The following is a 14,751-nucleotide window of genomic DNA, read 5'->3' as shown; positions in this document are numbered from 1 at the left end:
TGAAAAGATTTAAGAAATTATGAAAAATGCCAAAAAACAGACTTAGGATCTGGTGCCTCACGGTGTGAAGGTTCAAGTCCTTTCGTCCGCACCACCCTTCAACTCTTTTTCTTCAATCTCATACCCATTATGATTATCCGATCTGTTTATTTGACTGCGTTATAATTGTTGCCACCCCCGGAAAAAGGCGGCATCATGAACATTCCTTCCTCTCCGTGGTCCGAAACGACCGGCAATCTGTTAAACCGTTTGGAAACCTCCTCAGAAGGGCTTAGCGCACTCGATGCCGAAAACCGCTTCCGTCGTTTCGGGGCCAACGGTATCCGGGAAGAAGAGCGTTCCAAAATCTCACTTTTCATCGGGCAGTTCGCAAGCCCCATCGTCTGGATCCTTCTTACGGCGGCCCTGATCAGCTTTACTATGGGCCATAACAAGGACGGCGTGATCATCCTCGCCGTTTTAACGATCAATGCTTTCTTGGGTTTTTATCAGGAACTTAAAGCCGAAACATCGATCCGCGCCCTGCAAAAACTGACCGAAAGCCATGCCAAGGTTCTGCGAAGCGGAATCGACGCCCTGATCCCTTCGCGCGAACTTGTTCCCGGAGATATCGTACTCCTCATCGAAGGGGATATCGTCCCGGCGGACATGCGGCTTTGCGAATCGCACGCTCTTCAAGTCGATGAAGCGGTATTGACGGGAGAATCTCTCCCCTGTGATAAAAATGCCGACATGATACTCGCCCCCGATACCCCCTTGTTTGAACGTTCGAACACCGTTTTTTCGGGAACTTCCGTACTCAGGGGCAAAGCCCTCGGGATCGTCACGGCAACGGGAGAGTCGACCGAAATAGCCCGTATCGCCCGCTCAGCCCAGGAAGCATCCCCCCATTCGCCTCTCACCAAATCCATCCGCTACTTTTCCAAACTCCTGATTGTGTCGATCGTGTCGATCCTCTCATTGCTTGCGGCCATTGCAATGATGCAGGGGCGAAGTATCGAGGAAGTGGCAACCTTCATGCTCGCGCAGCTCGTTTCCGCAGTACCCGAAGGGCTCCCGATCGTCATCACCCTCACCCTCGCGATCGGGGCATACCGGCTGAGCCGTCATAAAGTACTGGTTCGCCATCTCCCTTCCGTCGAATCGCTGGGCAGTGCAACGGTGATCGCAACGGATAAGACGGGGACGCTTACCGAAGGGATCTTATCCGTCAAAAAGGAGTTTGCGCTCGATCCGGAAAAACTCAGGCTGTGCGCCGCTTTGTGCAACGATTCGCTAAACGGTACGGGCGATGCCGTCGACGTCGCCCTGGCGCAATGGCTCGGAGATGCGTATGAAACGCTCCGAAACCGCTACGAAAGGATCTATTTCCATCCGTTCGATCCCCTCACCCGCATGATGGCTACCGTTAACCGTCTTTGGGAGGATGAAAAACTCTACGTCAAAGGGGCGTATGAAGCCATTCTCCCCCTGGCCATCAATCCCGAACGGGAGCTTAAACTCCTCGCAGATACCCATGATGCGATGGCCGGGCAGGGGTTGCGGGTTCTGGCGTTCGGGTTCAGCGATCATCATTGGGAGGATCCTTCCGCCGCACCGATCGTCATGACGGGGCTCATCGCCTTCGCCGACCGTCCCAAAGCGGGGTTGAACGAAACGATCGCCGTAGCCCGCGAAGCGGGAATCCGATTGATTATGATAACAGGGGACAATCCGGTCACGGCCGGAGTCATTGCCCGCGAAGTCGGCATCAGCACGGGTCAGACCCGAATTCTCCGGGGGAGCGATCTCGATCGGATCGGCGATGATGCGCTCGCCGAAAAACTGCGCTCTATCGACGTCGTCGCCCGGGCAATGCCCGAACATAAATACCGTATCGTCCGCATCCTGCAGCAAGAAGGAGAAATCGTCGCAGTCACCGGAGACGGAGTCAACGACGTTCCGGCCCTCAAGGCGGCCGATCTCGGTATCGCTATGGGCAACGGCAGCGAAGCGGCCAAGTCCTCTTCGAAAATGGTCATCGGCGACAACAATCTGGGAGTTATCATCGATGCCGTGCGCCAAGGAAGAATCATTGCCGACAACCTGCGCAAAGTCCTCTTTTATCTCCTCTCGACGAGTCTGGGAGAAATTCTTATCATCAGCAGCGCCATACTGATGGGTCTTCCCCTTCCCCTTCATCCTACCCAGATTTTATGGATCAACATTGTCACCGACGGGGTCAACGACAAGACCTTCGCCATGTGCAAAGAAGAGGGAGACGTCATGCGAAGAGGGGTACGCAGAATGAACAAACAATTCCTGGACAACGCGATGCTGCTGCGCCTGGCATGGTTTGCCTTTTCGACCGCGCTGATGTCGCTTGCCCTCTTTTTCTACCTCCTCTCGGGCAACCACCCCTACGAAACGGCCCTGACCGCCACCTTCTGCACGGTGGTTGTCGCCCAATGGATAAACGCCGTTTTTGCCCAGAAAGAGGAAGAACCTTTTTTGAAAAACATCAAACGTACCCTGACGATCAACCCCTGGTTATGGCTTGGGATCAGTGCCGGAATTCTCCTTCAGGGCGTTGCGCTGTACATCATCCCCGAATGGTTCCACGTCATCCCCCCGAGTGCCGAAATAATATTTTACGTTCTCGTTGCGTCTTTGGGAATTTTTATGCTGGAAGAGGGGTATAAATGGGGGGAATACTACGCAGCACTCCAACGAAAGAAAAAAAATTACGGCTCGACCAACTCGGCTGAAGGCTCGTAAAAATAATACCCCTGCGACGCATCGACGCCGCTGGCTTTGACCCGTTCGTAAATCTCTTCGCTCGATACGAATTCGGCAACGGTACTGATTCCCATCTCATGGGCGAATTCGGCGATATGCTTGACGAAAATCTGCGCATTCCGGTCATGCGGAAGGTTTTTGATGAGGGTCCCGTCGATTTTGATCGTATCGACGTTGAGTTTGAGAAGATGGTCGAAATTCGAATATCCCGATCCGAAATCGTCGATCGCGAATCGGCACCCGATCGATTTGAACCGATCGACGAACGCTGATACCGCATCGTAATTTTCGAACCCCTCGCTTTCGAGAATTTCAAAAATAATCAACCGTCCCATCCCTTCACGCATAATGGTTGATTCAAGGTAATCGGCCAATTCGGGGTTGATCAGGTCCTGCGTCGAGAGGTTAAGACTCACCGGCAACTCGCTTCCCTTGAAGCGCGCAATCACTTTGTCGATCATGATTTTGGTCAATTCGGGATAAATTTTCGTTTTTTTGGCAATTTCAAGAAACAGGTAAGGGGAGACTACTTTCCCCTCCGTATCGATCAGACGGATCAGGGCCTCGTATTTAATGATCCTGCCCGTTGCATTATCGACGATCGGCTGAAAGAAAGGGACGATACGCGACTCTTCGACCGCTTCCTTGATCCGTTTGTACCAGGCGATGTTGTTTCCCTGCTCCTGCTTCACTTCGTACGAGAATACCTCCAGGCTACGGCGTTTGCGCTTGGCCTCCTTAAGTGCGGCGGTGGCGTGTTCGAGCACCCGTTCCGATGCGGGCGCGATGCCGACGGTGATGGTGAGGACAATCTCGATCCCCTCGATGACGAAAGACTCTTTTTGGGTCATCGCGATGAGGCGGTCCAAAAACGCGATGCAGTAACTCAAGTCATTGCACTCTTCATACACCAGCGCGTATTCGTCGCTCCCCATCTTGTAAAGCGAAATATGGGGTTCGGCCGCAATCATTCGCTTGAGCCAATGGGCATATCCCGAGAGGATCGCATCCCCGATCGTAATCCCGTAGACATCGTTGATATCGCTGAAACGGTCGATGTTGATGATCGCCAGGGCCGATACCCCTTTGCGCTCCAGCGCTTCGACCAACGAAAAACGGTTAGGCAGATCGGTCACGGCATCGGTTGTAAGATGGTATTGGAGCCGGGTACGCTGGGTGAACGAACCGACCGCGAATCCGATATCGCCGGCGAGCTCTTCGAGCATCGCGATCTCTTTGGCTTCAAAACCGTGAGAATTTTTTGCATAAATCGTCATAACCCCTATCGGCGGGGCGTCGATCGTTTCGACGAGCGGAATGGCGATGACCGATCCGAACTGCCCTTTTTCAGCGATGTAGCGCCATGCCCCCAGCGACGTATTATGCTCAAGATGGTCGATTATGACCGTTTCATTCTCGGTGTACGCGACGACGGAGGGATCTCTTTCGTCGAGGTGTTCCTGATCGAGATCGATCTTCATCCCGCCATAAAGGTATCCTGTGGCATCGATCGAAAACGCCTCGATGACCAAAGAGCTGTTGGTCCGCAACGCGATATGGCACAACTCGTACCCGGGATGCTGCGCGAGGCGGTTGCAGGAATGATGGAGCAGTTCGCCCACATTCCGGGCGGTTAACAGATACTGATTGATATCGGCTACCGTGCGCAGTATTCCATCAAGATAACGGGTTTCATCGAGTGCTTCTCGCAGATGATCCTGCTGGATTTTCATTGAACGGAACGATTCACCCAGTGTCGCATCCAGCAAAGAAAATTCTTCGATCAGATGATCCCGATGCCCCGTTTCCTGTTTTCGGGCACGATCGGCAATCTCCTCAAGCGGACGGATCATCCAACGGCGCACGACACCGTAGAGGCTCAGCGCCACGGCCCCAAAAACCAGGAAAAGGGAGAGCCCGTAAAAGAGGGCGATCTGGTTGAGACGGCTGTAAATGAATTCCTCGTTCAGCTCGACCAGCAGCAACGCCCGCTCCTGCCGAGACTCGGGGAAATAGGTGATCTCCGCCGCATACAGCAGATGGTGATCGCGTATCCCTTCTTGGATCTGTGAAACCGGAAGGTAGCCCTCGGCGATCATTTTTCCCGCGAGGGTGCGGGACGAAGACGCACTGACGGTTTTCCCGTCGTGCGACAGGGAAAAGACCGCCACCGCATTGTCGATCGCGGCCGACTGGTCAAGCAGCGTCTGGATCGAATCGGACCGGTTGTCTTGCAGCGCTTTGCTCAGGTCTTCTTCGAGATTGAAAATGCTTTGATTCAACGCCGTCGCCACGTAGCGCAGCGTTATCATCCGCTCGACGTAATAAAATCCCGCCGATACGACCGAAATCGCCAGAAACGCTACGACAATATTGATCAGGACGAAGCGTTGGATCTTCACGGCAGCAACCTGTCAGTTTTAATCTTTTGCGATTGGAGATACTCGACAATTGTGGGCGGAACCGTGTCGTGAAGCCATTCGATCCCTTCGGTGCTTTCGATGAACTCTTCGTAGGTCTGCCCTTCCAGATACCCTTTGATCACCGAATAATACTCTTTAGGATCTTGCTTGAAGCGTTTGATCGCCAGGACCATGATCTCTTTGAGGCGGGCAAACTCCTCTTCATTCCCATCGATCACTTTTTCATCCACAAAAAGGGCATCGATAACGTAAAAATTTTTCAACGTACGTGTCGACGCGACCGTGCGGTACCCTTTTTTCTGCAATTCCGAAAGGTAGGGCGAATACGAGATAAGCATCACCGCCTCGGACAGCATCGGCATCGCGGAGATGTTTTTCTGGGATGAATCAATCTGGCTGAATATTTTGGGGTCCAGCCCGTTTTCACGCACAAACGCATTGAAAAAATCTTCGTTCAGCGATCCCCGCTCAAGAAAAACTTTCACCGGCGATTTGGACGAACGAAGCTCATCCAGAGAACGGTTTGAGAGGATGGCGTCGGCCCCGTAGGAATGGTCGATCAAAAAAACGGGCTTGATGGCATGCTGCTCTTTAAAATGCATCAGTTCATACTGCGTCGCCGTAAACCCCTGCGTAAAACCGCGGCGATACAGACGGGCGTTATCGGTCAGGTCGACCAGCCAGATGAATTTGAACGGGGAATCGTCCAGCCACCCTTTTTCCTGCGCGTAGATGAGGGGGGTAAAGCCTACCCACGGATTGGTCGAAATCCGTATTTCGGAGCTTGTAGTGGGGCGGTTGAGATAATAGTACAACGAAACGGCAACCATCGAAATGAGCATAACAAGGGCGATAATAACAACATACGCTTTTTTCATCAGGATGCCCTTTAATGAATTTTCATGCCTTGGTCTCATATGGTAACATAAATTTTCCGGATCATTCACCGCATTGACGGGCAATCGCACCCGGCGCTACCCGCCGATCAACGGTAAATGCTACAATAACGCCGATTTTTTCCGGGGAGATACTTTTGAAACACTGGTTTATTTTCTTATCGGTTCTGTCCGTTTTGGGGTGGGGAAACGAAACTTTTAACGGCAAAAGCGCTTTGATCGTCCTGCCGCTGCCTGCGGGCAAAATATCGGTAGGGGACACCAACCTGAGCGTCGTCGCGCACCCACGTGATCGCACCAAAGGGATCGTTATCGTTCCGGTCGACTATTACGCCTCCGAGGGCGACTACAACATCACCTGGAACGCCCCCGGGAAAAACCTCCCGATCGACTTAAACGTCCGCAATGCTTTTTACCCTTCCGAAACCCTCAGTGTCGATCCCGCCAAAGTGACGCCCCCTCCCGAAGCGATGGAGAGGATCGAGCAAGAAAAAGCCGAAGCAGAAGCGCTTTACGCAACGTTCACACCAATACGTTACTGGGACGAACCGTTCATTCGCCCGATGGATTCGAACATCACCAGCGTGTACGGCGCCAAGCGCACCTACAACGGAACCCTCAAAAGCTATCACGGGGGGGTCGATTTTCGCGCGCGCACCCCACAACCGATCCTGGCCGCCAACAACGGAGTCGTTGTTCTTGCCAAAGAGCGTTATTATGCCGGGGACACGGTCATCATCGATCACGGCGAAGGGATTTACAGCTGCTATTTTCACCTCAGCCGCTACAACGTCAAGGCTGGGCAATACGTCAGGAAGGGAGAAGTGATAGGTCTCACCGGAGCTACGGGACGGATAACGGGACCGCACCTTCATTTCGGTATGATGGTGCACTCGCGCCAAACCGATCCGCTCTACCTGATCGAGCGGATCAACGGATTGTTTGAGAAGGAGTCCGATGCGACCGTCGCTTCTCGCTAGCCTGCTGCTGGCTTCGGCTCTCCACGCTTTTTCGACGACGAACCTTCAGTATCTCTACGGGCGTTTCGAAGGACCCACGTTCATGGATACCGCCCAGGGGACTAAACACACTTTGACCGCGGAGCATTACCGGACGTTCGGGTACGGGGATGTGTTTGCGTTCGTCGATTACGCCTACACCCCGAACGGGTTGCGGTTCAGCGGAAAGAAAAACGATCTCTACGGAGAATTCTCACCCCGAATCAGCCTCAGTAAAATCGCCGATATTCCCACTTCTTCAGGGGTATTCAAAGAGTGGTACGCAGCCTATCAGCATAATCGTGCAGACGGCTATCGGGCCGATCTTTACGGGATGGGATGCGATTTGAACGTTCCGGGATTCGATGTATTCAGCGTCAACGCCTACCGTAAAGCGCGTTCGCAAATGAACGATACCTATCAGCTCTCGGCAAACTATTCCGTGACTTTGAGCGAAAAGTGGCTTTTCGAGGGGTATTTCGACTGGACGGGAGCCGATTTTCTGACGCATAACCAGCTGCTGTTCAATCTCTCCCCTTTTCTGGGGATCCGGGAGGGGAAACTGGGCATCGGGACCGAATGGCATTATTATCGTGAGAACGGCTCCGACACCGACAACAGCGTCTTTCAGGCGATGGTCAAATACAGCTGGTAATCAATCTTTTTTCAGCACGGCCCAGATAAAGCCCCCCAGGCCGACACCGACGACCAGCACCAAAAACCCGACCTGAAACCAATCCATCGCGCTCATTGTACCGCCTCCTTTAAATCTTTTTCTTTGAGCTGACCGCACGCGGCGCTGATGTCGAGCCCCTTGGAATCACGGATCGTGCAGAGCACACCGTGCTTAATCAGGTATTCCTGAAATGCAACCATATCCGCGCGGGTCGGGCGCTGATAATCGCTTCCGGGATAGGGGTTGAAATAGATCAGGTTCACTTTCGCCTTGATCCCGTGCAGCAGTTTTACCAGTTTTTTCGCCGACCCCAGATCGTCATTTTTTCCCTTGATAACGAGATATTCGAACATGACCCGTTTTCGGGTATCGATGGGAAAACGTTTGACCGCGTCGATGATCGAGGCGATATTATAGGCTTTATTCATCGGGATCAGTTCGGTGCGCAGCTCATCGTCGACGGCGTGAAGACTGATCGCGATATGGACACCCAGGTCCATCTCTCCCAGCTTGTCGATCTTGGTGCTCAGACCGCTGGTGGAAACGGTCTGGCGTTTGCCCGAAATCGACAACCCCTCTTCATCTTTAAGGATCTGGATCGCCTTGGCCAGGTTATCGAGGTTATCGAGCGGTTCCCCCATCCCCATGTAGACGATGTTGAGGCGGCGGTGGGCGGCTAGGTTGTTGTCCATCTTCACCGCCAGCACCTGCGCGACAATCTCCCCCGCGCTCAGGTCCCGGGTAAATCCCCCTTTGGCGGTAAGACAGAACGAGCACCCCACCTTACACCCTACCTGCGTCGAGACGCAAACGGTAAAACGGGCCTCGTGTTCAATATTCCCTTCCTCGTCAAGCGCTTCGTCCTTCATTTTAAGCCACACCGTTTCGACCGTTTTGCCGTCGCGCAGTTCGAAGAGGTACTTGATCGTCCCGTCGCTTGAGCACTCCTTGCGGACGATTTTGAGCGGCATAATGTCGTATTCGTGCGCGAGCTCCTCGCGCATCGTTTTGGGAAGGTTTTGCATCGTATCAAAGGATGTTGCGTATTGATGGTAAATCCACCCCCATATCTGCTTGGCACGAAACGAGGGCTTCACCATGGAGGCCAGTTCGGCTTTCGTGTAGTCGAGGATGCATTGTTTATCCACGGATCAATCCTTTCTCCTTCAGGTGCTCGCTCAACAGCACTTTGGCAAACCCGTGATTGGCGATAAAATCGCGATGGGCGTTCGCGTCGCAGTAGTTGGTGACGCAGAACACCCCGCCCGCGGGGATGCCGAAAATCTGCGCGACCCGCATCACGCTGAAAAATTCCATGTTCTCGATCCCAAGACCCAGCGCGCGAAATTTCTCCATCGCTTCCTCGCTCGTCGTAATGTAGTTGGAACAGTTGACGATAACCTCTTTCACATCCTCTGTTTGTGCCGAAACCACATTATCAATCGGGGTATAAGCACTCTGGTCCAAAAAGCCTAACTCGATGTTAGCCGCCGTTTTAGACTCGACGATGGCGTGGATGGCGTGGTCGCCGTAGCTCCCCGCACTCCCCACAAAGAGGAGGAATTCGGGCTTGTGCACCAAGCAGTGGCGCGTCAGATTGATCGCACTGTCAATGAGCCCAACCCCGATCGGAGTCGCAAAATCAAACGTCTCGTTATTGCCCGCGCATAAAATCATAACCGTACCGGAATCCCCTCGGAACTGAGGTAGCGTTTGAGGTCCATGATGTCGATTTCGCGGTAGTGGAAGATGCTCGCCGCCAGTGCCGCGTCCGCACCGTGTTCAAACGCCTCCTTGATGTGTTCCATCGTCCCCGCCCCGCCGCTGGCAATGACGGGGACATTGACCATACGGCTGATTTGGCCGGTTATATCAAGATCAAATCCCGCTTTGGTGCCGTCGGCGTCCATCGAGGTGAGCAAAATTTCCCCCGCCCCGCGGTCGACCGCTTCGCGTGCCCAGTCGAGGGCGTTGATCCCCGTATCGACCCGTCCGCCGTTAAGATAGACGTTGTATTGGTTGCCGGTACGTTTGACGTCGATCGCGACGACGATGCACTGGCTTCCGAACCGCTTGGCCCCTTCATCGATCAGTTCGGGGCGCTTGATCGCCGCGGAGTTGACACTGACTTTGTCGCACCCGACGGCAAGGAGGCGGTAGATGTCGTCAAGTTTGCGGATACCGCCGCCGACGGTCAACGGAATGAATACCTCTTTAGCCACCTGCTCGACGATATGGACGATCGTGTCGCGTTCCTCGTGCGAGGCGGTGATATCGAGGAACGTCAGCTCGTCCGCCCCCTCTTCGTTATACCGTTTGGCGACTTCGACGGGGTCCCCGGCATCTTTGAGACCGACAAAATTCACCCCTTTGACGACCCGTCCGTCTTTGACGTCGAGACACGGAATGATCCGTTTAGCGAAAAAATTCTCCATGGTTGGGCACACCCTGCCTTCTGTTCATAATGTTCTTATTATACCCCCTCTTCTCTTAACCCCCCATTACCAAAAGTAACGATAAGAAAATAAAATAGATGTTTTCAACGCAAACCGTTCTCAAACGTTTTATTTTTTGGTTTAATTGGGGATTAACACTTGGTTGGCTATAATCTCTTTGATGCAGAACCGTGCCGCAATCGCCAAAAAAAAGTTTGGCCAGAATTTTTTACGGGATGAAGCCGTTTTGGCACAAATCATCCAATCGATGCCCGATACGCCTCACCGTATCGCTGAAATCGGGCCTGGATTAGGTGATTTGACTAAATATTTAGTTGATGTCAAAAGTGTCACCGCTTTTGAGGTCGATACCGACTTGTGCAAGCACTTGGAGCACCATTTTGCCGATGCCATCGCTACCGGCGCCCTGACTCTCCGCTGCGGAGACGTTCTGGAGCACTGGAAGAGTGAGCTTTTGGACGAACCGTACGATCTGGTGGCGAACCTGCCCTACTATATCGCGACGAACATCATCCTCAAAGCCCTCGCCGATCCGGCGTGCCGCAACCTGCTTGTCATGATTCAGCGTGAAGTGGCGGAAAAATTTTCCGCCGCACCCGGAGAGAGAGCTTTCGGGGCCCTCAGCGTCATTGCGCAGAGCGCAGGAGAGACGAGTATCGTCCTTCACGTTCCGCCGAGCGCGTTCGAGCCCGCTCCCAAAGTCGATTCAGCCGTACTGCTCATTCGAAAAACGGCGAATCGTAATGATACGGGGTTTGAAGAGATGTTGCGCGCCGCCTTCGCGCAGCCGCGAAAAACCCTTTACAAAAATCTTTCCGCACGCTGCGACGGGAAAACGCTCGCTCAAGCCTTTGAATCGCTTGAGCTTGCCCCTACCGTCCGACCTCATCAGCTCAGCACCTCCGACTATCACCGGCTCTACACCCTTTTGCACTAAGCCTCTTTCGGCTTTTCTCGACTGGTAGGGCATTCGACAAAATACATCTATCACGCTAATACGCGTTGAGAAGGAAATACAACATGACAGACGACAAAACAGAATCGCAATCACAGCCGCAAGGCGAATCCCGCAACCGCAGACGCCGGCCGTTCCGCAACCGAAACAGCCGTCCGGCCGAAGGGACGGGCGAGAATCAGAATCAGGGAGAGGCACGCGCACCGCGCGAGAACCGCCCTCCACGCGGCGAACGCCCCCGCAACGACAACCGTGCACCGCGTAATGAACGCCCGCGCAACGACAACCGCCCTCCACGCGGCGAACGCCCGGCCGAAGGTGCCGAAGGGACCAATGAAGCCGAAACCAACCGTTCGGGACGCGACCGTGGACGCGGCGGACGCCGCGGTGCCCCAAGCGCACCGATCGACTCCAACCTCCGCGACTTCGTCGGCAAAAATCAGGATGCGCACCGCAACCGTCTCAACCCGCACTACAAACTTGACCTCAACAGTAACGAAAAAGTGCGCATCACCCCGCTGGGCGGACTGGGCGAAATCGGCGGAAACATCACCGTCATCGAGACCGAAAACGAAGCGATCATCATCGATATCGGGATGAGCTTCCCGGACGAGGAGATGCACGGCGTCGACATCCTGGTCCCCGATTTCAGTTATCTGCGCGAGATCCGTAAGAAAATCGTCGCGGTCATCATTACCCATGCCCACGAAGACCATATCGGAGGCGTCCCCTACTTTTTCAAAGAGATGCAGTTCCCGATCTACGGAACCCCTCTTCCCCTTGCGATGATCGGTAACAAATTCGACGAGCATCACATGCGCGACTTCCGCCGCTACTTCAACCCTATCGTCAAACGGGTCCCCTACAAAATCGGTAACGATTTCGAAATCGAATGGATGCACATGACCCACTCCATCATCGATTCATCGGCCCTGGCGATCACGACCAAAGCCGGAACGATCATCCACACCGGAGACTTCAAAATCGACCACACGCCGGTTGACGGCTATACCGCCGACTTGCACCGTCTGGCGCACTACGGTGAAAAAGGGGTTCTGTGCCTCCTTTCGGATTCAACCAACTCTTACAACAAAGACTGGACGCCGAGCGAGCTCTCCGTCGCCCCTGGCTTCGACCGCATCTTCGCCAAAGCCGAGGGGCGCATCATCATGTCAACGTTCAGCTCGAACATCCACCGGGTCTACCAGGCAATCCTGGCGGGGATGAAATACAACCGGAAAGTGTGCGTCATCGGCCGTTCGATGGAGCGTAACCTCGAAGTATGTATGCAGTACGATTACATCAAACTTCCCAAAAACATCTTCATCGATGCCGAAGAAGCCAACCGCATGAGCGACAAGGACGTCCTGATCGTCACCACAGGAAGCCAGGGGGAGCCCAGCTCGGCGCTGTTCCGCATGGCGATCGGCGAACACCGCCACATCAAAATCAAACCTACCGACCTGATCGTCCTCTCCGCCCGTGCCATCCCGGGGAATGAAGGATCGATTTCGGGAATGCTCAACTATCTCCAGCGTGCGGGTGCCAAAGTTGCCAATGACCGCGATATCCACGTCTCAGGGCATGCAAGCATGGAAGAACAAAAACTGATGCTCCGCCTGACCAACCCGAAATTCTTTCTCCCGGTGCACGGGGAATACAACCATATCCAAAAACACAAAGAGACCGGGATTGCATGCGGCGTCCCCGAGCGCAACATCCTCTTGATGAGCGACGGAGACTGCATCGAAGTCGGTCCCAAATTCATGCGCAAAGCCAAAACGGTTAAAACGGGTAAAACCTACATCGATAACCAGAACAACCACCAGATCGAAGACGATATCGTCATCGACCGCCAGAAAATGGCATCCGAGGGGATGGTGGTTCTTGTCGCACAGGTCAGTGCCGCCGATTCGCATCTCCTCTCCAAACCCCTCGTTACGAGCTTCGGCCTAGTCGCCGACCGTCACGACAAAGCATTTGCCGCCGAGATGGAAGACGTTCTCGAACACTTCCTCCTGAACATGAAACCGGGACTCATCGAGAACCCCAAGGCGCTCGAAAACGATCTGCGCCAGGTGGTGCGCAAGCACATCTACCGCAAGATGAAAAAATATCCTCTCATCGTCCCTCACGTATTCGTTATGTAAGGTGTGCATCCGCACACCTTAATCTTTTTTTCGCTATACTCTTTCAAATTTCAAGACAATCCTCCCAGGTAAAGACACGCCATGAAAGTCACCCTTCATCACCATACTCCACTCGTAATCTGTTCCGACGCCATCCGCACCTGCTGGCAGAGCTTTGACAAAAGCGACAACGGCGGTGAAAAAGACCGGGAGCTCATCGATCGCGTCGGAAACAAATTCAAGCATGCCTCGACACTTGAACACCTCGTCTACAACTTCTATATCGAAGGGATCAGCCGGGCGCTCCTCCAGGAGCTTGCCCGGCACCGTATGGCCAGTCTGAGCGTCAAAAGCACGCGCTACACCCTTAAAGAGCTCAAAGACGAAGAGCCGTTTGCGATCGACCACAAGGAACGGGCCTCAAAATACCTCGTGATGACCGATGTCCCGGTCGTTGACGAAATGAGCATTCGTGCGCTCGAAAACTTGCGTGCCGTACTGGTAGAGGGTATCAGCAACGATCGGGCCAAATACTGCCTTCCCGAGAGCTACAAAACCGAACTCACCTGGACAATCAATGCCCGAAGTCTTCAGAATTTTATCTCTTTGCGCAGCGACAAAGCCGCACTCTGGGAGATTCGTGACCTGGCGCACGCCGTCTATGAGGCTTTGCCCGAAGAGCACCGATACCTGTTCGAAAATTCACTCAAAGAGGAACACTGATATGAAAAAACGGATCTTTATCGCCGCTGCCGCGGCAGCTTTTCTCTCAAGCGGATGCGCCGAGAAGCAACTGGTCATCAACGGGATGATCTGTCCCGCGGGGACCAACGAAGACCGCGCGCGGGCCGATTTTGCCGAATGCCGCGTCTACGACCTCGAAGCAGCGACCAAAGCTTCGCGCGCACCGCTCACGATTGAGTGCCAGAAATGCCTCGAAAACAAAGGGTACAAAATCGAACAATGATGTCATGCCTTTGCGCATGGCAATGTATGATAAAAAGCGGGGATTGTATAAGAAGAGAGTGGGGCCCTGAAGAGCCCCGCACTTTTTAGAGTGCTGATTTAGCCTGAGCGGTGAGGGCGGTAAATGCCGCCGCGTCGTTCATAGCCATATCGGCAAGGATTTTGCGATCAAGTTCGATGTTGGCACGTTTAAGACCGTTCATGAAAGTCGAATAGTTCATACCGTTAAGGCGGCAAGCCGCGTTGATACGGATGATCCACAGTTTACGGAAGTCCCGTTTTTTCTGTTTACGGTCGCGGAATGCGTATACGAGTGAGCGTTCGAGCTGCTCTTTCGCTTTACGGAAATGTTTGCGTCTTCCGCTGTAGAAACCGCGTGCAAGTTTCAATACTTTTTTATGACGTCTGCGTCTTACGACACCTGTTTTAACTCTTGGCATTGTTTTCCTTTCTTTACCCGGTACATCTCAATTT

General features: G+C 53.5%; 13 protein-coding genes. 7 read left to right on the top strand and 6 right to left on the bottom strand.

The features are described 5' to 3' along the window. Positions 1 to 195 precede the first annotated feature (195 nt). Positions 196 to 2,757, top strand: coding sequence for a cation-transporting P-type ATPase (locus E0765_RS03315; RefSeq protein ID WP_132811805.1), 2,562 nt, complete (start codon positions 196 to 198; stop codon positions 2,755 to 2,757). Here E0765_RS03315 and E0765_RS03310 read toward each other — a convergent pair. Continuing rightward, positions 2,724 to 5,180, bottom strand: coding sequence for a GGDEF domain-containing protein (locus E0765_RS03310; protein WP_132811804.1), 2,457 nt, complete (start codon positions 5,178 to 5,180; stop codon positions 2,724 to 2,726). The two genes, E0765_RS03315 and E0765_RS03310, sit on opposite strands and share 34 nt — an antisense overlap. Then, positions 5,177 to 6,079: an ABC transporter substrate-binding protein gene (locus E0765_RS03305; protein WP_132811803.1), complete on the bottom strand. Its 903-nt coding sequence runs from the start codon at positions 6,077 to 6,079 to the stop codon at positions 5,177 to 5,179. The genes E0765_RS03310 and E0765_RS03305 overlap by 4 nt, the downstream gene beginning before the upstream one ends. 155 nt (positions 6,080 to 6,234) lie before the next feature. Here E0765_RS03305 and E0765_RS03300 point away from each other — a divergent pair, with 155 nt between their 5' ends. Together E0765_RS03300 and E0765_RS03295 are read left to right on the top strand one after the other, a co-directional pair. Further along, on the top strand, positions 6,235 to 7,077 hold the full coding sequence (locus E0765_RS03300; protein WP_132811802.1) for a M23 family metallopeptidase: 843 nt from the start codon (positions 6,235 to 6,237) through the stop codon (positions 7,075 to 7,077). Continuing rightward, on the top strand, positions 7,055 to 7,750 hold the full coding sequence (locus E0765_RS03295; protein WP_132811801.1) for an outer membrane protein OmpK: 696 nt from the start codon (positions 7,055 to 7,057) through the stop codon (positions 7,748 to 7,750). The genes E0765_RS03300 and E0765_RS03295 overlap by 23 nt, the downstream gene beginning before the upstream one ends. Before the next feature lie 92 nt (positions 7,751 to 7,842). Here E0765_RS03295 and rlmN read toward each other — a convergent pair whose 3' ends face one another. Genes rlmN through hisF form a run of 3 tightly spaced genes read right to left on the bottom strand, consistent with a single transcriptional unit; the run spans position 7,843 to position 10,206 of the window. Further along, a complete protein-coding gene (gene rlmN, locus E0765_RS03290) occupies positions 7,843 to 8,919 on the bottom strand; it encodes a 23S rRNA (adenine(2503)-C(2))-methyltransferase RlmN (protein WP_132811800.1) in 1,077 nt (358 codons plus the stop codon). Continuing rightward, positions 8,912 to 9,448, bottom strand: a complete 537-nt coding sequence (locus E0765_RS03285; protein ID WP_132811799.1) for a purine-nucleoside phosphorylase — start codon at positions 9,446 to 9,448, stop codon at positions 8,912 to 8,914. Before E0765_RS03285 ends, rlmN begins: the two co-directional genes overlap by 8 nt. Beyond that, entirely contained in the window at positions 9,445 to 10,206 is a 762-nt protein-coding gene (gene hisF / locus E0765_RS03280) for an imidazole glycerol phosphate synthase subunit HisF (RefSeq protein WP_132811798.1), read from the bottom strand. The genes E0765_RS03285 and hisF overlap by 4 nt, the downstream gene beginning before the upstream one ends. 181 nt (positions 10,207 to 10,387) lie before the next feature. Between hisF and rsmA the strand changes: the two genes are divergently transcribed. From rsmA to E0765_RS03260, 4 genes are all read left to right on the top strand, one after another. After that, a complete protein-coding gene (gene rsmA / locus E0765_RS03275) occupies positions 10,388 to 11,164 on the top strand; it encodes a 16S rRNA (adenine(1518)-N(6)/adenine(1519)-N(6))-dimethyltransferase RsmA (protein ID WP_132811797.1) in 777 nt (258 codons plus the stop codon). An 83-nt stretch (positions 11,165 to 11,247) separates the two neighbouring features. Beyond that, complete coding sequence (locus E0765_RS03270; RefSeq protein WP_132811796.1) at positions 11,248 to 13,332, top strand: ribonuclease J; 2,085 nt, start codon at positions 11,248 to 11,250, stop codon at positions 13,330 to 13,332. 81 nt (positions 13,333 to 13,413) lie between these two features. Beyond that, on the top strand, positions 13,414 to 14,034 hold the full coding sequence (gene thyX / locus E0765_RS03265) for an FAD-dependent thymidylate synthase (RefSeq protein WP_132811795.1): 621 nt from the start codon (positions 13,414 to 13,416) through the stop codon (positions 14,032 to 14,034). 1 nt (position 14,035) lies between these two features. Then, positions 14,036 to 14,278: a hypothetical protein gene (locus E0765_RS03260; protein WP_132811794.1), complete on the top strand. Its 243-nt coding sequence runs from the start codon at positions 14,036 to 14,038 to the stop codon at positions 14,276 to 14,278. Between the two features lie 85 nt (positions 14,279 to 14,363). Here the strand turns inward: E0765_RS03260 and rplT are convergent, their stop codons facing one another. Further along, entirely contained in the window at positions 14,364 to 14,717 is a 354-nt protein-coding gene (gene rplT, locus E0765_RS03255; RefSeq protein WP_132811793.1) for a 50S ribosomal protein L20, read from the bottom strand. Positions 14,718 to 14,751 lie beyond the last annotated feature (34 nt).

Origin of the sequence: Sulfuricurvum sp. IAE1 (assembly GCF_004347735.1) — a bacterium.
Classification (GTDB): domain Bacteria; phylum Campylobacterota; class Campylobacteria; order Campylobacterales; family Sulfurimonadaceae; genus Sulfuricurvum.
This window is presented reverse-complemented; position numbering and strand designations above follow the sequence as displayed.

Excerpts from the sequence above, each read along its gene's own strand:
- E0765_RS03270 (WP_132811796.1), top strand. The coding sequence starts at position 11,248 with ATGACAGACGACAAAACAGAATCGCAATCACAGCCGCAAGGCGAATCC.
- E0765_RS03260 (WP_132811794.1), top strand. The coding sequence starts at position 14,036 with ATGAAAAAACGGATCTTTATCGCCGCTGCCGCGGCAGCTTTTCTCTCA.
- hisF (WP_132811798.1), bottom strand. The coding sequence starts at position 10,206 with ATGGAGAATTTTTTCGCTAAACGGATCATTCCGTGTCTCGACGTCAAA.
- thyX (WP_132811795.1), top strand. The coding sequence starts at position 13,414 with ATGAAAGTCACCCTTCATCACCATACTCCACTCGTAATCTGTTCCGAC.
- E0765_RS03285 (WP_132811799.1), bottom strand. The coding sequence starts at position 9,448 with ATGATTTTATGCGCGGGCAATAACGAGACGTTTGATTTTGCGACTCCG.
- E0765_RS03305 (WP_132811803.1), bottom strand. The coding sequence starts at position 6,079 with ATGAAAAAAGCGTATGTTGTTATTATCGCCCTTGTTATGCTCATTTCG.
- E0765_RS03315 (WP_132811805.1), top strand. The coding sequence starts at position 196 with ATGAACATTCCTTCCTCTCCGTGGTCCGAAACGACCGGCAATCTGTTA.
- E0765_RS03295 (WP_132811801.1), top strand. The coding sequence starts at position 7,055 with ATGCGACCGTCGCTTCTCGCTAGCCTGCTGCTGGCTTCGGCTCTCCAC.
- rsmA (WP_132811797.1), top strand. The coding sequence starts at position 10,388 with ATGCAGAACCGTGCCGCAATCGCCAAAAAAAAGTTTGGCCAGAATTTT.
- rplT (WP_132811793.1), bottom strand. The coding sequence starts at position 14,717 with ATGCCAAGAGTTAAAACAGGTGTCGTAAGACGCAGACGTCATAAAAAA.